The organism is Deminuibacter soli, from assembly GCF_003412455.1.
GTDB classification, from domain to species: Bacteria; Bacteroidota; Bacteroidia; order Chitinophagales; family Chitinophagaceae; genus Deminuibacter; species Deminuibacter soli.
Window position 1 is genome coordinate 122,158 of sequence record NZ_QTJU01000005.1, and the last position, 22,531, is coordinate 144,688.

Below are 22,531 nucleotides of genomic sequence, written 5' to 3' on the forward strand. Positions count from 1 at the left end.
AATTTAAAAACTATAGTTTCTTGTCCTTGACAACGCATTGCAGTGCGCGACTATACTAAATACGAAAATATAGGATTAAATAGTATATAAACAAACCCAAGCGGACACAAATTAAAAGACACACACTAAAAAAAACAAAGTCAACACCGTGCATTTTATCACACCAGTGAATTATGTAAGATTTCGTTTAATGTTTACAAGCATGCAAGTTAAACAAGCACACCTGCCTGTTGAGCTATGCAGCGAAATCCGGCCATATACAATACATGTAGCTGTGTCCATAACCCGTTGGTTATCTGCCGTGCCAGCATCGTAATGGCGTGCAGGTCTGTCACATTTTCAAAACAATGGGTATTTGTCCACAGGTGTACATGACCGGCTACTGTTGCCAGCTGAATATTGAGGTAGTAAAATCCAAAGAGCGTTCGCATGCTGCCGGTAATCATAAAATCAGCACCTGCCTGCAGGCAGGCAAGGGTAAGATCTTCGGCTTCGCTTTCCAGTGCCTTTGCGGTGGCATAGGGAATTACTTTGCAATGCGGATAGCTTTCCAAAATGTTGCATATGGCGTTGCATAAATCGTCAATCAACGTATCACGCAGTGCAGGCGCGCTCCCGGGTAAAAAGGGAAATACAGCCACAGCAATACCCGGCCTGATTAAGGGGCTAAGGTTAACGGTACTCATATGAAGCAGTTAATGAAGTTTAAGGTTTGAAGTTTAACGTTTAAGGAGTTTTTCAATCATTCACTATTCACTATTCACCAATGGCTCCCCACCAAACTGCATACTCACTCCCATGCAAACACTTTGGCAAAGTCTTTTTGCATATCCACCACCAGCCAGTTCTTTTGGGCAGCTTCCTTGAGGGCTGTTTCGAGATGGCCGCTTAAGGTGTGCACATCATACTGGTATTCCCTGGTTGAATCTGTGTGTTTTACAATAAGGCAGAGACTGGGATATTTATTGGCCGAAGTATACTGCATCATCGCCTGGTCGCCATCGCTGTTACCGAGGCAAATAACAGGTTGCTGGCCGATAAACTGGCGTATAGCAACGGGTTTATTCTGTTTATCATCCGGCAGTATATTCTCCGGCAGTTTGGTAAGTACAGGCTTACCGTCTTTCACTTCATACTTTACCGCATTGTATGAGCCAATGACCTGGCTGGCTGGAATACCATAGGCCTGTGGCGCCCATACACGCATAAAATCAGCACCGCCGCCAGATACCACAAACACCCTGAAACGATGTTTCTTTGCCAGCTCCAGCAGTTCCAGCATTGGCTGATATACCAGTTCCGTATAGCGCTTATGAAAACGTGCATCACGCGCAGTATCTATCCATTGACGCACACTTGCGTCAAACTGGTCTGTGGTCATGCCGCTGTGTGCGAGAAACATCGCCTGCATCAGGCCACGTTCACCGGCTTTCATCAAACCTGCCTTATCATTGGCCACAATGGCTTTTACAACAGGTATGTTCTTCCATTCCGGGTGTGTTGCTGCATTGGCGCGGATAAAGTCGAGCGTGAATATGAGTTGAAAAGGAAATGGTTGTTCGGGCCAAAGCGTACCGTCATTATCGGTTACCAGCAAACGCTTGTCAACAGGTACATAACCGGCATTTGTTGAATCGGTAGCAGCTTTAAAATAAGCCAGTATGCGTTGTTTGGCTGCTCCATCTTTCCAGGAAGACAAAGGATTTGAGCCGGTTACAATGGTAGAATCAGCATAATTGGCACCGGCCCGTTGTTCTTTTCCCTTGCAGCCCCAAAGCACCATACCTGTTATACAAACAGCAACAATGAATCTGGCAACAGCATTGAACATATGCAGTAGATTTACAGTTATTGAATAAACTCAAAGCTACTCAGCGTTATAGAATTTCCCTAGTCGTAACGGTGACAGCAGGTTGCAACGCAGGCATGAAACGTAAGCCAACGTATCGAGTGAAACCTGCGCCATCTTTCACTATTGCCTATTCACTATTCACCAGTGGCGCCCTCCAAACCCCTGCTTCAATCACGCACACTCACGAAAAAACACCCGGTTCAAATAAACCAGGTGTATGTCCCTAAACTACTTGCCTTAGTTGAAGACAGAGAGAAAAACGTTGCGGTGTCAATGCATTTAAAACCGCCTGATCTGGACAAACCAGGCGAAAACCATTTGAAAAAACCTATAGTATTACCAAACCCAAACAAGCGTATTGATGAAATTAAAACTACGTAATCTTTCAGCCATTGCATATTTGTAACGGTCACGCGTATTGTTACGGGAAAGCAGGGGAAAAGCAGGGGAAAAGCTGCTAGCTGCAAGCTACGAGCTGCAAGCTTGTTTAGTTTATATCGCCTCCGGCGAAAAGTAAACGTTATTTAATACCCGACACGATAGTCTCGACTGTCGACTGTCGATTCTCGATTTGGTACCCGCACCGACTGACAATTGACGGCTCAATGTCGTTTAGTTAACCACCTCTTTGTGAACTTTGTGGTTTCGCCTTTGCGTTCTTTGCGGTAAAAAATATCCATCACGCTTAACTAAACGGCCTTGATTGCCGATTCACGCTCCCGGCTGGAAGAAAGCTACAAGCTGCAAGCCTGCCTGGTTTACATGGCCTCGACGAAAAGGAAACGTTATTTAATACCCGCTGCAATAGTCTCGACTGTCGACTGTCGATTCTCGATGCATTCCCACTCACGATTCACGCGGTATCGTGCTCTTGCTGCCATCGCGCAGGCTGGTATAGTGGGGCGACATAATTTCCACTCCTGCTTCATTGAATACATCCAGCAGGTGCTGGTGCAGTTCGGAATAAATGGTGGCCTGGCGGTTGGGCTCCCTGGTATACGCATTCACCTGGTAACTGATGTAATAGTCATCCAGGCTTGTTTGCAGCACAAAGGGCCTGGGCTCTTTTTCAATGTAGGTAGTTATATCAGCTGCAGCAATCATCAGCTCCTGTATTTTTTGCCAGGGCGTATCATAGCCAATGGTAAGTGTGGTATGGATAATCAATCCCCTGTCAGGCGCATCGCTGCTGTAGTTGGTAGTAAAACTGTTCATTACCGTAGCATTGGGAATAGAGATGATTTCATTTTTGATAGTACGTATGCGGGTTACCAGTATCGACTTCTCCACTACATCACCCACCGCATCACCTATCTTCACACGGTCGCCGGTTTTAAACGCACGCATGTAGGTTAGCACCAACCCGGCCACTACATTGCCCAATGCACCGGCAGAACCAAACGTAAACAGCACACCGAGGAACACGGATATGCCTTTGAATATCGGGGAATCTGATCCCGGCAGGTAAGGAAAAATAACCACCAGCATAAACGCCAGTAACAGTATGCGTATAATCTGGTAGGTAGGATTGGCCCAGTCAGCATAAAAGCCTGGTATCTTCAGTATGCCCTTTTCTATTTCTGTTTTAAGAAAACACACGCCTTTAACCAGGTAGCGGAAAACAATTACCAATACCACAATGGTAAAGAAATTGGGCAGGTAATTCCATATGGCATGCAGCACGCGCTTTACGGGATTTAAGATGTAGCTGAACAGCGTATGTGCAAAATCCTCTGTTCGCGGGAATATGCCGAACAAAATGGGTAATGCAATATAAATAAGCACCAGTATCACCATCCACTTCACCCATTTATTCAGCACCACCAGGAAGGCCACCTCGCGCTTTGCATCAAAGATCTCGTAGTTCTTCAGTTTAAACCCTGTAAGCCGGGTGCCCTGCTGTTGCATGATCCATAAGCGCGTGCGGCGGAAAAGCCTGCTTACAACAAACATTACACCGCCCAGCACAGCCAGCACCAACAAAGCCAGCAGTATTTCCCTGAGCAGGGTTGGCCAGCTGTTTTCTTTGCGGTATTGCAATACGGCAAGGGCCATCTTGTTTTTATAGGCAGTGGCAAGCGAATCTTTTTTATCGTTAAACCACCAGGCATCATTGTCTGCGATACTGGTAACCGTTGTGGTTTTATACACCACATCTGTGGTAAGCTCGCTGTGTACTACGGTAAAAGAATCTGCATTGTACCTGTAATCCTCTGCAATCCTGCGTAGCCGTTCACTGATGGCAGCGGCACGTTCCTGCGGTGAAAAGCTGCCCAGCTTTGCATACACATACAACAGCGTATCGCCGAAAGGTGCCACACCAAACCCCTTCACGGTTGGCCGCAGCGAATCGGCTTTCTGTTTTAACAGCAAACTGCGTCCTGATGTGGCAGAGCGCAACAGTCCCAGCTCTTTCAGCAGGCTTTCCCGCTTTTCATGATCAGTATTGTTCAGGCGGCTGATCTCCTGTTTCAGCTCCGCCTCACGCACAGCATCGGCCTGCAGCCTTCTGCCGAGTGAATCCAGTTCAGCCCCCTGGTTCACCAACACCACATTGTGAATGGAATCTCTTTGTTTACTGCTGTCACCTCCTTTAACCGCTGTATCCTGCTGCGCATACAAAGCCCCGCCAACAAGCACCAATGTTTGCCATAGCAGCACAATGGATATATGGTTGAGTGGCTTCATTGTTTATTCATTTAAATGCCGTTGCCGGTGTCCCCACCGGCAATCACAATCGAAGGCAGCCGAAAGAAAGCTACGAGCTGCAAGCTACAAGCTACAAGCTGCAAGCTACAAGCTTGTTTAGTTTCTATCGCCTCCGGCGACAAGTAAGCATTATTTAATGCTCGCTATGATAGTCTCGACTGTCGATTCTCGATTCTCGATGTATTCCCACTCACGACTGACGACTCACGAATATCTGCTTAGATCGTCTCGACTGTCGACTGTCGATTCTCGATGTATCCCATTCACGACTGCCGCTCCCGCATGCCCTCCAGCACTGCCGCGGCGCCGCGGCCGAATTGCCTGATGAGCTGTATTGTTTCGGAAACCGTTATTGGCAGAAAACGTACATTGATTTTCTCGCGCACACAGATAGAGCCGGAAGAAGGCATCGGCGCATCGGGCAGGAAAATAGAACAGTAATGCTCGCTCTCGTCTACCACAAAACAAATCACCTCGTTATCATCAACCAGTATGGTAGCGGGCTTCCAGTTGGCATCACGTTGTTCTGTTAGTTTATCTGTCGACAGCATTTGCAGGTAAGCATAACCGGGAATATAGATGAGCACCTTTTCTTCCAGCAGCTTCTTTAAACGTTTGGCCAGTTCGGTGTGCATAAACAGCCCTGCGGTGAAAGACAGCAGCAGCAGCAACACCAGCAGCAGCACGGTGTCTTTACCAATACCCTGTATATCAAAAGGCAGCTTTTTAGCAATGGGGTCCGACACGCGCCGTATCAGCTGTACTGCTTTCATGATAACCATGATCAGCACCAGCAATGGTATCAGCAGTAGTATGCCGCCCAGGATAGTGGTGCGCACGTAGTGCAACAGCTTTTTCATACATGCTTGTTTTGTTACCGGGCGCTAACCGGCTGCCCTGTTATTTCATACCAAAAACGGTTACATCCGCCTTGCCGTTTAAAAAGCCCTTGGTCTCGTACCAGAATTCAATGCTCCGCAGTTTGCGCGAGCCGCCACGCAGGTCAATAACCCTGCTTTCACCGCCTTTGGGAATATCGAAACGGGTGGCAATTACTTCCGGTGCGGCGCGGTCGTCATAAGTAACCACCAGTTTATACATGGTGAGTGGTGAATCGGTTACTTTGAACTTGATCCTCCGGAAATGATCATACGGCCCTTGTACAAGAATGGCATCGTGGTCTGCCGTGTGCCTGGCACTCACCGTGCCCAGTAAACGCCAGCTGCCTGCGGCACCGGCTGCCGGTCTTCTTACCACTGTTTGTGCCTGTGCGGTGGCGCAAAACAGGCAAAGCAGCAATGCGCCTGTCAACAGGCGGTATAGTGTATTTTTCACGACTTGCTATTTATAGTGAATGAATGCTGTTAAAGTACCGGCATCAGCTGCCTGCACCATCTTCTACCTGCGCCACTTCATATTTGTTTTTACCGTCTATTTGAACGGGCTGGTAATAGGTTTCACCTATTTTCACGTAGGTTTGATCGCCTATTTTTACTTCCTCACCACCTTCCGGCAAATTGTCTACGGTAGCACCTGCGGGTGGCGGCACTACCTTGTATTTTGTACCATCTTTTTCATAATATGCGCCACCATAGTAGTAATTGGTGGTATTGTTTACCACCACTGTTTGTGCATTTGAAGGAATGGTAGTTACTGTGCCACCAACGGGCGCCTGCACGGTTACATAACCCGAACCGGAGGGTTGGTACCAGTTGCCCTGGTCATAATGATACTGCGCATTGTTTACGCTCACCACAATAGCGGTAACGGCCAGCGTGGTAATCAGGAAACCCCAGGGATGCCATACAGGCCCCCATACAAAGGGATGGTAGGGATGATAAAAGTAGGGATGGTAAGCATAGTACCGCCTGCCGCCCCAGTAATACGGCGGCCTGCTGTAAGTGTTGATGTTATTCCTGCGTACCACCGTGTTGCGGTTATTGTTCACCCGTATGTTCTTACTGTTATCCACGTTAATGTTTACATTCCTGCGACTGTTGTCTACATTAACCTTGTTCCTGTTAACCGTTCTGTTGTTGCTGTTGTTGTTAATGGCAGGCCGGTTATTGTTTTGATTGGGCCTGCTAACATTGTTACGGTTAACATTGGGTGTGTTGTTACCGGCATTCCCCCTGTTCGCAGGTCTGCTCTGCGCTGGCCTTGCGGGCCTGCTGTTGTTACGTGCCGGCCTTGACCGCCCCCGCTGTGCCATCGCATCAGGTGTTTGTAACATAAACAGCGCCAGCAGCAATACCAGCAGCCATCCTTTGTAGTGTATCAGCAATTTCATAACATAGTTTTTGAAGTAAAGAACTGCAAGCTTCAGGCTTTGATCTACGAGCTGCAAGCCTGCCTGATTATTTTGCCTCCGCGACAGCTACGTGTTATTTCATACCCGCTATGATGCTCCCGATTCCCGAATTGGTACCCGCACCGACTGGCGATTCATGGTCCCGACTGTCGATGTCTCGATTCTCGAAATAGTACTCGCTAAGATCATTCACTACTCACTACTCACCACTCACCACTCACCACTCACCACCTCCCTGCCTCACCTCCCACAACCGTGACAAATCAGGGTTTAATACGATGTCAATCCTGCGATTCATGGCGCGGCCTTCTTCCGTGCTGTTATCGCCGACAGGGTTATACTTTCCGCGACCTGCTGCCGTTAACCGTGCAGGATCAACATTAAAATTATCGCGGAACAAACGCACAATGGCATTGGCTCTTTCCGTGCTTAATGACCAGTTATCCTTAAAGCTGCCCCTGATGGGTTGGTCATCTGTATTGCCTACGACTATTACACTAAGCTTCGGGTATTGATTCAGCACCCCTGCCACCATTTCCAGTACCTCCTTTCCATCCTCGCTAACGCTTACACTGCCTGAACCAAAAAGCAGTTTATCGTTCATGGAGATATGTATCAGGCCCTGCCGGTAACTTACACCCAGGTCTGCATCCGAAAACGCAATCAGCGATTCATCTACTTTTTCCCGTATCTGGCGATAGGAAGTACCCTCCTGCGCCAGTGCATTGTTAATCGCCTGCAGGTTACGCCGCACAATGGCCATGGCAGTATCGCAATCAGCATTCTGCTGCTGACAGGTATCATACTGTTTTTTCAAACCGGCCAGTGCTGTTTCGCGTGCAGCAACCTGCTGCTGCAACTGTGTATTGGCTGCCTGCAGTTGTGTAATAGTGGCATTGGCCTGCGTGAGCTTCTTACCTGGTCCGCAGGATGCAAGCAGCATACAACCAAACAATGATGCCACAACGGGTAGTATTTTATTCATATGAATGCGTGTTGAAGCGTAGTACGTAAGGTTTGCCGTGAATACTGCATTCAAGTTAGCAAACTATATGTGCAATAAGGAAACTGTAACGGTTACCCGTGCACTGAAACCATCAAACAAGCAAACAATCAAACCATCAATACGATCGTAACCGTTACAGTGCCCGCTACGTAACACCTTTGCCTGTTTTGGCTTTAACTTTATGTTGCACCTGGATACTATTGTTTTTATATAAACAATCACATAAACTACTTCACTACCGGTATTTATTCGCTGTTGCTTGAAACCATAGCCCATATGCATACGCATACAGTTACGCATGCACATGGACAGGCACCCTTGTGTATTCATATTACCTGACGCATAAACCATCCATTCTTATCACCTGAAAAATTTCATTACTTATGATCCAGCGATTTAACCGTTCTATGTTGTGTGTTTTTTTAACAGCACTGTCTGTTACCGGCAGCATAGCACAGCAGAAAAAACAGCACCCGGACAAACCGAACATTATCATGCTTATTTCGGATGACACCGGTTGGGGTGACCTGGGTGTATATGGCGGCGGTGCAGGCCGCGGTATGCCTACCCCCAACCTCGACCGCCTGGCAAAAGAAGGCATGCAGTTCTGGTCGTTTTACGGGCAGCCCAGCTGTACACCCGGCCGCGCAGCCATGCTCACCGGCCGTATTCCCAACAGGAGCGGTATGACTACCGTGGCTTTCCAGGGCCAGGGAGGCGGTCTTCCGGCAGCAGAATGGACGCTGGCATCCGTACTTAAAACAGCCGGTTATAAAACCTATTTCTCCGGCAAATGGCATTTGGGTGAGGCTGACTATGCCATTCCTACTGCACAGGGCTTTGATAAAATGCAGAACGTGGTGCTGTATCACCTGAACGCCTACACCTATGCATTTCCATCCTGGAACCCGGATATGTCGCCCGAGATGCTGGCCTTTTTCCAAAAGGTAACCACCGGTATACTCGAAGGCGAAGCAGGCCAGAAAGCCAGGGAAGTATCGAAAGTAACAGAAGACAATATTGCGGAGCTGGACATGAACATGACGGAGAATGTGCTGAAACAGCTGGATGATTATGCAAAAGGCAGCTCACCCTTTTTCATGTGTGTAAACTTTGCGAAAAACCACCAGCCCAATCTGCCTTCCAAACAATTTGCAGGCAAGTCTCCTGCCAAATCAAAATATGCAGATGCCGTAGTGGAAATGGATTACAATGTAGGCCGTGTGATGGACAAAATCCGCTCACTGGGTATCGGCGAAAAAACCTTTGTGATTTACACCGTTGACAATGGAGCCTGGCAGGATGTACATCCCGATGCGGGTTACACCCCCTTCAGGGGTTCTAAGGGAACCGATCGCGAAGGCGGCAGCCGCGTGCCTGCCATAGCCTGGTGGCCGGGCCAGATACAGGCCGGCAGTGACAGTCATGATATCGTTGGCGGCCTCGACCTGATGGCCACTTTTGCAAGCCTCGCAGGTGCTAAACTGCCCACCAACGACCGCGAAGGAAAGCCCATGGTGTTTGACAGCTATGATATGTCGAACGTGTTATTCAAGGAAGGCAAACCGCTGCGCAACAAATGGTTTTACTTCACAGAATCTGAATTATCACCGGGTGCTGTAAGGGTAGACAGGTTTAAAGCCGTATTCAATACCCGTGGCGATAACGGTGCGCAGGCAGGCAGTGATATGCCGGGTCAGCAACTCGGCTGGCGTGGTGAAGAACGTTATGTAGCTACTGTTCCCGCTATCTACGATCTGTGGCAGGACCCGCAGGAGCGCTACGACTTATTCATGAACGGCTTTACCGAAAAAACCTGGACACTGCCCATCTTCAATACAGCCACGCGCGAGCTGATAGAAACCTATATAAAGTACCCGCCAAGGCCGCTGCAGGGAGAACAATATAGTGGCGAAATGGAAATCAACCGTTTCAGAACCATCCAGGAAGCCAAAAAGCTCATGGAACAGAAAGGAATTCAGCTGCCGAAATAGCGGGGTGTATACAAAATGTGCCGGTGGCTGTGGAAACACAGCCACCTTCTTCAGCTACTAATACGCGGCTGTGAGGATACAGCCGCGGGCGATCCGGGTGACAGCGTAATTAGCCATCATCTTCTAACAGCGTCTTTGTGAACTTCGCGGGTTTTCTCTTTGCGTTTCTTTGTCCATAGGACTCCTCCGGAGCGGTAAAAAATATCAATTACGCTTAACACAGCAGCGCGGCAGATAGAACAGGGTTGTTGTGTTTCAGCGAATCTATCGTAACCGTTACAGCTGCTGTTACAGCTTATACTGCTTGTTTTGGTTTTAACTTTAGGCGGTAACAATCGCGTACGGCCAACTGCTTCACTGCCGGCATCAATAACACATTGCATTGCTCAAATACAAGGCTTATGAACATCCTACCCACCGGCAGGTGTGTTGCTGCACCTGCATTATTCATCTCCATGTTGCTGTTGTTTACCGTTCACCAAACATATGCACAGGAAGAAGCTGTTTTTAAACCCATACACAGCATCGGGCTGAATATCGGCCATGAACATGCGTTCAGCGGCATAGATGAAAACGGCAAGAAGAAGCTCACGGTATTGCCTTACTGGGGACTGGATTACAACTTCCAGTTTGCCCGCAAATTCGCAATAGGCATACACACCGATTTTGTGGCAGAGACTTTTAAAGTAGAAAAGAATGCGGGCAGTGAAAACGAAGTGGTAGAACGCTCCTATCCCATTGCCCCCGCGATGCTATTCTTCTTCAAACCTACTGAACACTGGAGCTTTGGTTTGGGCCTGGGTGGCGAGTTTGCCAAAGAAGAAGACTATTACCTCACCCGCTTTGCAGTTGAATACGGCACGCCGATAAGAAAAGGCTGGGAAGTGTTTGGTGTGTTTCAATACGATTTCCGTTGGGATGCTTACGATACCTGGACAATAGGTCTCGGCATCTCCAAAGCATTCGGCAAAAAAGCAAGTCATGAGTAACCGCCGCTGCCTTTTATACAAACAGCTGATCACCTGCAGCGCACTGTTGCTATTGCTTTGCCATAACACAAGCGCGCAACAGGAAGCTGCCGATACGTCTAAAAAAGTATCTGCCCATTATGGCAGCAAGGGTTTTGAATTTAAAACAGCAGACGATAAATTCTTATTGCAGGTACAAAGCCGTTTGCAGTTCCGCTTCTCTACACCTGAAGACCAGGACCCGGTTACGTTTGATGATTTTACCGGTATAACCAAACCTGCTTTCCGCATCAACCGCGCCCGCTTAAAAGTAGGCGGCCATGCATTTAAACCCTGGCTGAAATATTACTGGGAATATGAACTGAGCCAGTCCAATTTATTGAACTATACCATCATGATTGAGAAATGGGATTGGCTGAAATTCCAGGTGGGGCAGTTTAAAGTGGAATATACCCGTGAAAGACGCATCAGCAGCGGCGAGCAAACCATGGTAGACCGCTCTGTGATTAACCGCGAGTTTACACTCGACAGGCAGCAGGGCGCCGAAATATACGGCAGGCTGAAAGGAAAAGGTATTGCAGACTTCAACTACTGGGCCGGCGTATTCACCGGTACAGGTCGCGGCAGCACTACCAATGATGATAACCACTTAATGTACTTCAGCCGGCTGCAATGGAACTTCACGGGCCGCTACCTTGACTTTGAAGGAAGCGACCTGGAAATACACAAGGAGCCTGCCGGTGTACTGGCAGTATCGGGTGTAACCAACCAAAGTCCGTACACGCGTTTTTCACAGGCAGGCGGCGGTTACCTGGAAGGGTACGAAGATGGAAAGCCGGGCCAGTACCGCGTTACGCAGGCCAATATTGAAACAGCCCTTATGTACAAAGGCTTCAGCTGGCAAAGTGAATTTCACTGGAAAGAGATTATCGATAAACTGAACAACGACCATACCGATAACTTACATGGCTACTACATACAGGCAGGTTACTTTTTTCACGAAGCCCTGCACTGGTGGCCCAAACCCCTGGAACTGGCCGTGCGCAATGCAGGCTACAACCCTAACCGAGAAGCAGACCAAACCAAGAAAAGAGAAACCTCCGTTGCCGCAAACTGGTTCTTCAACGGGCATAAAAACAAGCTAACCGCCGAAACCAGTTATTTCAACTACGACAAAACCGGCGGCATCCCTGCCCACCAATGGCGTTTCCGGCTGCAGTGGGATATATCGTTGTGATGCTTTTACCCGCCGCCCGCGGCTGTGTCCTCACAACCGCGCAACACTCCGCTTCGATCACCGACTGCTCACCACTCACCACTCACTTAGTTGCCGGTGGGGACACCGGCAACGGCGTCGGCATAGCTATAAGCTACCCGCTGTTCCATGTACCTGAAACCGCTATCTTTGCACCCATGAAATGGCTGTTATATCTTTTTTCACTATACGTGCTGGTGTTATCGGGCATTCCCTGCAGTGCCGATGATGACTGCTGTATGGAGGAAATGGGTGTGCATGCCGCATCCGGGAAGGCACCCGTATCTGCCGGTCACAAACCCTGTGCGCCGTGTTCTCCGTTCTTTGCGTGTGGTGCCTGTCATGGGGTAACAATTCCCGACAATACTGTTTCCTGGCTTACTGTTCCCGTTGCATTTGCAGTGGAACAGCGGTCTTGTTATATCGCACCCGCGCTGGCCGACTTCTCCCCTGCTATATGGCAGCCTCCCAAAGCTGCATGATCGCTGCTTAATGTACTACAAGCGCCATCTTACCTGTGATGGCCTATTACTTCATTCGAACCATTCATTACAAGATGATAAAAACTGTAGCGGCCATGCTGCTGCTGTGCATTGGCAACGTATGTATTGCCCAGCACCGGTTTACTGCCGTTGTTAAAAATGCAGATTCAAAAGAACCGCTGCCCGGTGCCACGGTTCTTGCAGAAGGATCAGGCAAGGGTGCAACTGCCGGTGAAAATGGCGTTGCGCTGCTCAGCAATCTGGCTGACGGTCCGCAGCGCATTACTGTGCGGTTTGTAGGCTACCTGGAGCATACCGCCACCTTCACCTTTCCCCGCCCCAACGATACCGTATACATTTACCTGCAACCAGCCGGTGAGGCGATGGATGAGGTGGTTGTTTCCTCTACCCGCAGCACCCGTACCATACAGCATATTCCTACCCGTATAGAGTTGATCAGCGGCGAAGAGCTGGAGGAAAAGGGCAATATGAAACCCGGCGACATACGTATGATGCTCAACGAAAGCACCGGCATTCAAACGCAGCAGGTTTCCGCCACATCGGCCAACGCAAGTATCCGCATACAGGGACTGGACGGGCGGTACACACAACTGCTTAAAGATGGCTTTCCCTTATACGCAGGGTTCTCCGGCGGACTGGGCTTATTACAAACACCGCCGCTGGATTTAAAACAGGTAGAAGTGATCAAAGGAGCCGCTTCCACACTATACGGCGGCGGCGCTATTGCAGGGCTGGTGAACCTGATTTCTAAAGTCCCAACCAATGAAAGAGAACTGAACTTCCTGGCAAATGCCACTTCTGCCGGTGGACTTGACCTGAGTGGCTTTTATGCAGAAAAGTTCAACAAGGTGGGGTTAACGCTCTTTGCATCACGCAACAGCAGCAGTGCCTATGCACCGGCAAGTACCGATTTTACTGCCATCCCTAAAACAGCACGGTATGTATTTAACCCGAAACTGTTTTTATACCTGAACCCGGCTACAAAGATCAACATCGGCGTAAGCACCATGTTTGAAAACAGAACAGGCGGAGATATCCGCTACCTCGACGGCAAGGGCGACAACATACACAGCTATTTTGAACGAAACAAAAGCAACCGTACGGCTACTGAGTTTACCCTGGATCATGCATTTAATGAAGCCAACAGCTTAACGGTAAAGAATTCAGTGAACCTGTTTAACCGAACCATTACCATCCCCGGCTATGTGTTTGACGGCAAACAACTGGCCAGTTATTCGGAACTGGCATTTAACAGCAACCACGCAAAAGCTGACTGGGTGGGCGGTTTAAACCTGTATACCGATAATTTCAAAGAGTTTCCGGCAGATACATTTCCTAAAAGAAATTATGCGCAGCAAACAGTTGGCGGCTTCATACAAAACACCTGGAAGGTGAATACATGGCTGCAAACCGAAGCAGGTTTGCGCGGCGACTATGTGTTCGACTATGGCTTTGTATTGCTGCCGCGTGTATCGGTGTTGTTTAAACTAACATCCAAACTCACTTCCCGTTTAGGCGGTGGTCTTGGTTATAAAACACCCACTATTTTTACAGAAGAAACAGAACGCATCCAGTTCAGGAATGTATTGCCCATCAGTGCAGATTCTAACAGGCTGGAGCAATCACATGGTCTTAACTTTGACCTCAACTACCGTACAAGGGTGTTTGGCAAAGTAAGCCTCAGTATTAACCAGCTGTTTTTTTATACACGCATCAATGATCCCTTGTTACTATCCAATGCGCCGGGTAACCGTTATCGCCTTACCAATGTTGCCGGTTATGTAAACACGCGGGGCTGGGAAACGAATGTTAAACTGGGTTATGAAGACTTTAAGCTATTCATAGGTTATACGTATACAGATGCCCAACTGAACAACGGCAGTACCAAAACTGCCAATCCGCTTACGGCAAGGCACCGGTTAAACAATGTACTGATGTATGAGCAGGAAGGCAAATGGAAACTTGGGCTGGAAGCCTACTACTACAGTAAACAGCTACTTACAGATGGCACAACCGGTAAGCCCTACTGGACCTGCGGTTTCATGGCAGAGAAGTTATGGAAACACTTTTCCCTGTTCGTAAACTTCGAAAACTTCACAGATACGCGGCAAACAAAGTTCGACAACATTTACACCGGCACCGTTACCCATCCCATCTTCCGCGACATCTATGCGCCGCTGGACGGATTTGTGGTGAATGGTGGCATAAAGGTACGTTGGTGAGGAGGGATAGTTGCCGGTGAGGACACCGGCAACGGCGTCTGCGCCCGCGGCTGTGTCCCCACAGCCGCATGTCTATCCTTAGCACACGCTCACCAAAATTCACTATTGACTATTCACTATTCACTGACGAGTGCACTGGCGTAGCACATCCCCAAGCATTAAAACTGTATCCCCACTGCTGCTTTCAGGTATGGGTATTTTTTTTGCACATCATCATAATCCTTGTAGGTGCCATCCAGGAAGAAATATCCCCACTCTACGCCGGCGGATACATTCTTGAACATATCGTAACGCAGCTCGGAGGTAAAGGCGTGCAGGAAGAAAGATGATTTGTTACCATTGATGGTTTTTGTCCACCCGCCGCGGTAGGTGACATGGAACCATAATTTCCGGAACAGCTGCAAACGTTCATTCAGCAGCAAGCTTATGCCGGGACCGTAATCATAGTTTCTGCCTTCACCGTAGTACAGGTAAGCATCCGGCACGGCTGCCAATATCACGATACCAGCGCCGAGCTGGCTGTACAGGTGTACATTTCTGCTGAATGGCAAATTGGAATACACGTTGAAGTTGATGCTTTGCCCGCTGTAGAAAAAGCTGGAGTTGCGGTAGTAATCATAGTTAGCAGTGATAGCACCGATATGTGTGGCTTTGGCAGTGCTGCTCAATTGCCAGCCATACAGGTTTCCTCCCACCTTTACTACGTTAATGTGCGCGGTATCGCCACCACCTACTTCCAGCTGCAGCAGGAAGTTATCGAAGGGCTTGCGGTAATCTTTAAACGGATCACCATACAGGAAACGCAGGCCTGCATACCATTCGTTCCTGCCACGTTTAAACAGGTCGCTTTCCTTTTCACTATACTGGCGTATACCTCCATCCAGCAGGCCGTGCAGGGTAACCCGCTTGAGTGATGGATTATCCGGTCTGCGCACCCTGCCCCATTTGCCATCCAATATGCGGTTAAAGCCATACATGGGGTTAATGACCAGGGCAGCGATTTCCTGCAGCTGGCGTTTGAACCCGCGTTGCTGATCGTTCACCACAAGGTTGGCCACGCGGTAACTCATTTCACCCAATGATATACCGCCCATGCTGGTATTGATAAAATCGTTCGGTGCGCCGGGATGTGTTTCGCCTGCTACTTCCCACATAAAACTGCCTGCAAAGGCAGCCGGTGCCGCCTGCCAGAAACTGTAGCCATTGGTGCGGAAGGAGCTGTAGTACAAACTGCCCTGGTAGGGATGCGCAAACTGGTTGGTGGCAAATTTATTATCGTCCCACTCCCAGTGACTGAGGTTGAGATTGTACCAGATACTGCTGAAGCTGATGTGCGCAAAGTCGGCATCGCGAATAAAATAATTCACTGACCATGGAATAACCTGCGCCAGCATCAGCTCACCGGATGCACGCCAGAAGCGCTTTTTCTGCGGCAGGTCAACGGAATCGGGTATCTGCAATGTATCGGTATGCCGAATGGTATCTGCATGTATCGTGGTGTCTGCACGTTTTAAGCTGTCTGTTTGGCTATACCCCTGTATGCTCCATGCACAGAGGCCGGCAGCCAGTAAAACAAAGTACTGCAGAAAGCGGTGGGAAAGTTTTTGATCGGGCATGTTATTGTACAGGCTGCAACAGGGTTATGATACAACCTGGACAAAACTAGTTTGTGTAACAACGAAGGCAAAACTGTAACGGTTACAGGGTAAGCATGCTGGTTGAATGGTTTTATTGCGTAAAACAAAAAGAATGGCGCATAAGTGCTCATGCGCCATCCGGGTTTTATCATTCGCAACCTGCACTAGGCAGGTACTTTCTGTGGTTTTTCTCTTTCCCAGAAACGGTGCATGGCAATGGCGGCGATGAATGTTTTTGCCAGTTCGTCTGCGTTTGCTGACAGTATTAATCCTGTTTCCAGTTGTGTTGCTGCATCAGGGTTTGCCGGCACCTTCCTTGCGAAATAGGTGGCTTCGAGCACCTGCCTTGCGGCTTCATCAAATGCAATTGCTTTGCAATGCCGCCATGCTTCGTTTAAGAAATGAATGGCATCAGGGTCGGCTGCAATGGAGGCTACACTATTGGTACCGCCGGGTACATACACGGCATCGTACAATACAGACGCCACGGTTAACAGGCTTCTCCGCACGGGAATTTCTTCTTTATTCTCTGCTGTAATAGAGCCCAGCCTGGGTGCGATGATTTCTGGCACAGCGCCCTGTGCAGTTAATGCGTTTACCACGGTTGTTAATGCAGCAGCATCTACCCCGTCTGCTGCAAGTATGGCTACCTTTCTTGTTTTGATACTGTCTTTACTGGTGTTTGCCATACTCAGCGGTGCCGACTTATCAAGGTATGGCTTTACATGCACCGGCTGAAACGCCTGCGGGTCACCGTCTGCAGGAATGCTGTGGTTAAGAATGGTTTCATGTTTGGGAACAGGCAGACCAAGATTATAGGCTACTGCTGAGGCCAGCCCTTTATCTATATGAAACAAAATACCCAGCATACGCTCCCTGATAGCTACGGTTTCCACTTTGCCCAGTTCAAAGCTTAAGGCATCTGTTAAATGATTTTTTTCTGCATCAGACTGGCTGTTGTAAAACAAGGTGGCCTGGCTGAAATGGTCAAAGAAGCTCTTGCTGCGTTGCCGCACTTTATGCGCATCTATTCTTTCCGTGTACGAAGTAAAACCACCTTCTGCCATCTTTGCCTGGAAGGGACAACCACCGCCCAATGAATTGGGATGGTAGCTGGTGCGGCCTGTGTTGATTGTTTGGCGCATATGTCCATCCCGCTGGTTATTGTGTACAGGTGCAACGGGACGGTTAATGGGTATTTCATGAAAGTTGGGCCCGCCCAGCCGAATGAGCTGTGTATCGGTATAGGAAAAAAGCCTGCCCTGCATCAACGGGTCGTTGGTAAAGTCAATGCCCGGTACAATATTGCCTACATGAAAAGCGACCTGTTCTGTTTCTGCGAAAAAGTTATCCGGGTTCCTGTTTAAGGTAAGTTTACCCACGCGTTGTACCGGCACCAGTTCTTCGGGAATAAGTTTGGTGGGGTCCAGCAAATCGAAGGGGTATTTGTGTTCGTCCTGCTCCGGTATAATCTGCACGCCCAGTTCCCATTCGGGAAAGTCGCCGTTTGCGATGGCTTCCCATAAATCCCTGCGGTGAAAATCGGGGTCTTTACCGGAGATCTTCTGCGCTTCATCCCATGCTACGCTATGCACACCAAGCAAAGGTTTCCAGTGAAACTTTACAAAGCAGGCTTCGTTCTGTGCATTCACCAACCGGAAAGTGTGTACACCAAAGCCTTCCATCATGCGCAGGCTCCTGGGAATAGCGCGATCGCTCATTACCCACATGATCATGTGTGCAGATTCGGGCATCAGGGAAATAAAGTCCCAGAAGGTGTCGTGTGCCGATGCGGCCTGTGGTATTTCATTGTCAGGCTCGGGCTTTACGGCGTGTATCAGGTCAGGAAACTTTACTGCATCCTGTATAAAAAATACAGGCATATTATTGCCCACCAGGTCGAAATTGCCTTCTTCCGTATAAAATTTAACCGCGAAGCCGCGCACATCCCTGGCAAGATCAGTAGATCCCCTGGATCCGGCAACTGTTGAAAACCTTACAAACACCGGGGTTTTCACAGACGGATCCTGCAGAAAGCCTGCTTTGGTATAGGAAGCCATTGATTCGTATACCTGGAAAAAGCCGTGCGCTGCAGAACCTCTTGCATGCACAATTCTTTCGGGTATGCGCTCATGATCAAAGTGGGTGATCTTTTCCCTCAGGATGAAATCTTCCAGCAGCGAGGGACCGCGGTCGCCTGCCTTCAGCGAATTCTGGTCATCATTGATTTTAAGTCCGTGGTTGGTGGTAAGAAACTGATCCTGTCCTGATTCGGTATTGGCTTGCAGGTCTTGCAGCTTGGGATCGGCAGGCGCACCGGCACCCGCCTTTTTGGTTGATTTGGCCATACGAAGAAGATTGGTTTAGCAACAGCTGCATCAATTTTAGTACCACGTAAACAGTTGAGCTGCTGTTGACGGAAAGCAAGCCGCAGCCAGCGCTGTTTGTGTAACAATTCTACAGCATGGGGTTGCTGCCGGGCTTACCGCGCGATGTCATCAACGAAATATACCGGCTTTGCGGGTTCGGAAATGCGGAAGGTGAGGTTGATTCTTCCGCCTACAGGTTTGTTTGTTTTGGGTACATGGTGTTCGTATACATCCTGCATGGTATGGCCCATTAACAGGAAACTGCCGTGTGTTAAGGGGATGCTCAGTTGCGGTACCTGCTTGTCTGTTTTATGCCGCACTTTGAACAGGCGCGTATCGCCAAAAGTAACGGATGCAATGGGGTGATGTATGCCATCTGCAGGCAATGTATCGCTGTGCCAGGAAACAGAATCATTGCCATCGCGGTAGTAGTTCAGCAGCACCCTGTTGAACTGAACACCTGCCGTTGCTTCTACCAGTTCTTTAATGGCCAGTAAAAGTTCTGTCCATGCATACCCGTTGGCACCGCCGTAAAAAGCGGTGAGCCTGGGGTCTGGCACTACCCTGTCGTACATCTGCCGTACGCGTTGCTTCCATGGCGTTGTATCACGCAGTGTGGTGTAGTAGTCGTCTGCTGTTGCTTTATCGAAAAACTGCTCCCATAAACGCAGGTCAGCCCCGGGCAAATGGAAGTCGGTGAAGCGCTTTTTTCCTTCGTCAAACAACGCGACATCGTTGAAAAGTGTCATAGCGTAAAGATACAGAAAGGAAATGAAATGCTAAAAATATTAGCTTTTTACTAAGCCGGGTTTTAACGTTTAAAGTTGGAGGTTTAACGTTTGAAGTTCACGGGCGGAAGCGGGCCCCACTATCAGAACAAGGCAACCATTGTGCTATTGTTTATGGTATAATCTTTAAAAAGAACTAATTTGCGGGCCAGTTCTTTTCTTTATATCTCGTATCAAGCAACAGAGGTTCCCGTTTTACACGGGATTAATAGGGAATTGTGTGTAAATCACAAGCTGTCCCGCAACTGTAAGTAACGCAGCAGTTTTTACCCTTGTTGTCCACTGTCCGGGCCTGGCCGCCGGGATGGGAAGGACGGTAAAAATGTTACAAGCCAGGAGACCTGCCTTTATTGTATTTGACAATGCTTTCGCGGAATGAAGCAGTTGTTGATCTGGTATGCACTACCCGGCCGGCCCTATTGTATGGTTGCGGCAATACCTGCGTGTGCATATATTTCATTTCTACTTATTCTTCACAGGCATTGCAGGTTAAGCAAAGAGCTTTTAACTGATTCTATCATTTTAAAAGCATTGAACATGCAAACACACAACCTCGGCTACCCGCGGATAGGCAGCCAAAGGGAACTCAAAAAAGCTTCGGAGCAGTACTGGTCAGGTAAGATCACTGCACAACAATTAATGCAAATTGGTCATGCTATCCGGCTGCAGAACTGGCTTTTACAAAAAGAAGCCGGCATTGAACTGGTTCCCTGTAACGACTTCTCGTTTTATGACCAGGTACTGGATACAAGCCTGATGGTAGGCGCTGTACCGGCCAGGTACCACGACCTGATGCACGACAAACAGCTGCCACATATTGACCTGCTGTTTGCCATGGCCAGGGGTTACCAGAAAGACGGCTATGATATTACTGCAATGGAAATGACGAAATGGTTTGATACCAACTACCATTACATTGTGCCCGAGTTTACGGCCAACCAGCAGTTCACGCTGTTTAACAACAAAGTGCTGAACGAGTTTAATGAAGCCAAACGCAATAACATTAATGCAAAGCCTGTGTTGCTGGGCCCTGTCTCGTACCTGTTGCTGGGCAAGGAAAAAGAAACCGGCTTTAACCGCATTGAACTCATCAGCAAACTGCTGCCTGTATACATTGAAGTATTAACCAGACTGGAAGCATCAGGGGCCTGTTATGTGCAGCTGGATGAGCCCTGCCTCTCGCTTAACCTTACCGATGCCGAAAGAAAGGTAGTTGCCAGAACCTACCAGGAAATCAGGAACAAGCTGCCGCAACTGCGCCTTATCCTCGCCAGTTATTTTGAATGTTATGGCGAAAACTTAACTACCGTACTGAACCTGCCGGTACAGGTATTACACCTCGACCTGGTGCGTTGCCCTTCGCAGCTGGAAGACATACTGGCAGCCAATATTACGCATTCACACACCATATTGTCGCTGGGTGTGGTAGATGGCAGAAACATCTGGAAAAACGACTTTGAAGCATCACTTGCGCTGATTAGTAAAGCCGTTGGGCAGCTGGGCGCAGGCCGGGTTTGGATAGCTCCCTCCTGCTCACTGCTGCATGTACCGTGCGACCTGGCGCTGGAAACAAATGAGCAGGTGTTAACCCCCGAAATCAAGCAATGGATGGCATTCGCCAAACAGAAGATCGAAGAAGTGATTACGCTGAAACAGCTGGCAAGCGGTGAAAACAATGAGGCCGCAGCAGCACAGCTGAAAGAAAACATACAGGCGAAGAAAAACCGCCATACATCTGCCCTTATTCATAACATGGCCGTTAAACAAAGAGTTGCCGCGATTACAGATAAAGACGCTGCGCGCAACAGTGCCTTCAGCAGCCGTAAAGTGAAACAGCACGAAGCATTGCGCTTGCCATTGTTCCCTACTACTACCATCGGCTCGTTCCCGCAAACAGCAGAAGTACGTAGCTGGCGCGCCAAATGGAAAAAGGGGGATCTTACACAGGCGCAGTACGATGAGCTGATTGCCAATGAAACGGAAGCCTCTATACGCTGGCAGGAAGCAATTGATATGGATGTACTGGTGCATGGCGAATTTGAACGTAACGACATGGTGGAGTATTTTGGCGAACAGCTGAATGGTTTTGTGTTCTCTCAAAATGGCTGGGTACAGAGTTATGGCAGCCGCTGTGTGAAACCGCCTGTTATTTATGGCGATGTAAACCGTCCTGCGCCTATGACGGTACGCTGGACATCCTTTGCACAGTCCCTTACACCGAAACTGGTGAAAGGTATGCTCACCGGCCCTGTTACTATTTTGCAATGGAGCTTTGTGCGCAACGATCAGCCACGCAGTGAAACCTGCACCCAAATAGCCCTCGCCATACGCGATGAAGTGACAGACCTGGAAAAAGCAGGCATACAGGTGATACAGATAGATGAACCCGCCATACGTGAAGGTTTGCCCCTGCGCAAGGAAAACTGGGAAGCTTACCTGCAGTGGGCAGTACGTGCTTTCAGGATTTCAGCAAGTGGTGTGGAAGACGCTACGCAGATACATACACATATGTGTTATTCGGAGTTTAATGACATCATCAGTCATATTGCCGGTATGGACGCAGATGTGATTACCATCGAATGCAGCCGCTCGCAGATGGAACTGCTGGATGCTTTCGCGGAGTTTAAATATCCCAACGAAATTGGCCCGGGTGTATATGATATCCACTCACCCAGGGTGCCATCCAAAAAGGAAATGGTTGACCTGATGGACAAAGCCCGCGCAGTAATACCTGCAGAACAGCTTTGGGTAAACCCTGACTGCGGACTGAAAACCCGCGGCTGGCCTGAAACAAAAGCAGCGCTGCACGAAATGGTGCAGGCTGCGCGTGAACTGCGAAAGCTGGTAGAAGTGCATGCATAATTTATGTAAGTTTGACGGCAGGCTGTGCTGCGGTGCAGCCTGCTTTACCTACATA

At 48.8% G+C, this 22,531-nt stretch carries 16 protein-coding genes and 1 riboswitch; of the genes, 6 read left to right on the forward strand and 10 right to left on the reverse strand.

From position 1 onward, the window contains the following. Positions 1-209 precede the first annotated feature (209 nt). The 7 genes from DXN05_RS14930 to DXN05_RS14965 all read right to left on the reverse strand — a co-directional run bounded on the left by DXN05_RS14930 (position 210) and on the right by DXN05_RS14965 (position 7,857). Positions 210-686 carry a hypothetical protein gene (locus DXN05_RS14930; RefSeq protein ID WP_116848079.1) on the reverse strand — a complete coding sequence of 159 codons (477 nt, stop codon included), beginning with the start codon at positions 684-686 and terminating at the stop codon, positions 210-212. Positions 687-790: 104 nt separating this feature from the next. Then, a complete protein-coding gene (locus DXN05_RS14935; protein ID WP_116848080.1) occupies positions 791-1,831 on the reverse strand; it encodes an HAD family hydrolase in 1,041 nt (346 codons plus the stop codon). An 867-nt stretch (positions 1,832-2,698) separates the two neighbouring features. Further along, positions 2,699-4,540: a mechanosensitive ion channel family protein gene (locus DXN05_RS14945; protein WP_116848082.1), complete on the reverse strand. Its 1,842-nt coding sequence runs from the start codon at positions 4,538-4,540 to the stop codon at positions 2,699-2,701. Positions 4,541-4,824: 284 nt separating this feature from the next. Continuing rightward, positions 4,825-5,421, reverse strand: coding sequence for a hypothetical protein (locus DXN05_RS14950; protein WP_116848083.1), 597 nt, complete (start codon positions 5,419-5,421; stop codon positions 4,825-4,827). 40 nt (positions 5,422-5,461) lie between these two features. Further along, positions 5,462-5,896, reverse strand: coding sequence for a hypothetical protein (locus DXN05_RS14955; protein WP_147313927.1), 435 nt, complete (start codon positions 5,894-5,896; stop codon positions 5,462-5,464). 43 nt (positions 5,897-5,939) lie between these two features. Next, a complete protein-coding gene (locus tag DXN05_RS14960; protein ID WP_116848085.1) occupies positions 5,940-6,851 on the reverse strand; it encodes a DUF6515 family protein in 912 nt (303 codons plus the stop codon). Positions 6,852-7,089: 238 nt separating this feature from the next. Beyond that, positions 7,090-7,857 carry an OmpA/MotB family protein gene (locus tag DXN05_RS14965; protein WP_116848086.1) on the reverse strand — a complete coding sequence of 256 codons (768 nt, stop codon included), beginning with the start codon at positions 7,855-7,857 and terminating at the stop codon, positions 7,090-7,092. 404 nt (positions 7,858-8,261) lie between these two features. Between DXN05_RS14965 and DXN05_RS14970 the strand changes: the two genes are divergently transcribed. The 5 genes from DXN05_RS14970 to DXN05_RS14990 all read left to right on the forward strand — a co-directional run bounded on the left by DXN05_RS14970 (position 8,262) and on the right by DXN05_RS14990 (position 14,820). After that, positions 8,262-9,872, forward strand: a complete 1,611-nt coding sequence (locus DXN05_RS14970; protein ID WP_211330060.1) for an arylsulfatase — start codon at positions 8,262-8,264, stop codon at positions 9,870-9,872. A 401-nt stretch (positions 9,873-10,273) separates the two neighbouring features. Further along, on the forward strand, positions 10,274-10,861 hold the full coding sequence (locus DXN05_RS14975) for a hypothetical protein (RefSeq protein WP_147313928.1): 588 nt from the start codon (positions 10,274-10,276) through the stop codon (positions 10,859-10,861). Further along, a complete protein-coding gene (locus tag DXN05_RS14980) occupies positions 10,854-12,077 on the forward strand; it encodes an OprO/OprP family phosphate-selective porin (protein WP_116848088.1) in 1,224 nt (407 codons plus the stop codon). The genes DXN05_RS14975 and DXN05_RS14980 overlap by 8 nt, the downstream gene beginning before the upstream one ends. A 176-nt stretch (positions 12,078-12,253) precedes the next feature. After that, positions 12,254-12,577, forward strand: a complete 324-nt coding sequence (locus tag DXN05_RS24495) for a hypothetical protein (RefSeq protein WP_147313929.1) — start codon at positions 12,254-12,256, stop codon at positions 12,575-12,577. 74 nt (positions 12,578-12,651) lie between these two features. Next, a complete protein-coding gene (locus tag DXN05_RS14990) occupies positions 12,652-14,820 on the forward strand; it encodes a TonB-dependent receptor (RefSeq protein WP_211330061.1) in 2,169 nt (722 codons plus the stop codon). Positions 14,821-14,978: 158 nt separating this feature from the next. Here the strand turns inward: DXN05_RS14990 and DXN05_RS14995 are convergent, their stop codons facing one another. The 3 genes from DXN05_RS14995 to DXN05_RS15005 form a co-directional block, all read right to left on the reverse strand. Further along, a complete protein-coding gene (locus DXN05_RS14995) occupies positions 14,979-16,436 on the reverse strand; it encodes a DUF3943 domain-containing protein (protein WP_116848090.1) in 1,458 nt (485 codons plus the stop codon). Between the two features lie 185 nt (positions 16,437-16,621). Then, positions 16,622-18,805 carry a catalase HPII gene (gene katE / locus DXN05_RS15000; protein WP_116848091.1) on the reverse strand — a complete coding sequence of 728 codons (2,184 nt, stop codon included), beginning with the start codon at positions 18,803-18,805 and terminating at the stop codon, positions 16,622-16,624. 134 nt (positions 18,806-18,939) lie between these two features. Further along, positions 18,940-19,575, reverse strand: coding sequence for an alpha-ketoglutarate-dependent dioxygenase AlkB family protein (locus DXN05_RS15005; RefSeq protein WP_116848092.1), 636 nt, complete (start codon positions 19,573-19,575; stop codon positions 18,940-18,942). A gap of 206 nt (positions 19,576-19,781) precedes the next feature. Then, a riboswitch (cobalamin riboswitch) is annotated at positions 19,782-19,977 on the forward strand. Positions 19,978-20,151: 174 nt separating this feature from the next. Between DXN05_RS15005 and metE the strand changes: the two genes are divergently transcribed. Further along, positions 20,152-22,476, forward strand: a complete 2,325-nt coding sequence (gene metE / locus DXN05_RS15010) for a 5-methyltetrahydropteroyltriglutamate--homocysteine S-methyltransferase (RefSeq protein WP_116848093.1) — start codon at positions 20,152-20,154, stop codon at positions 22,474-22,476. The last annotated feature ends 55 nt before the right edge of the window (positions 22,477-22,531 follow it).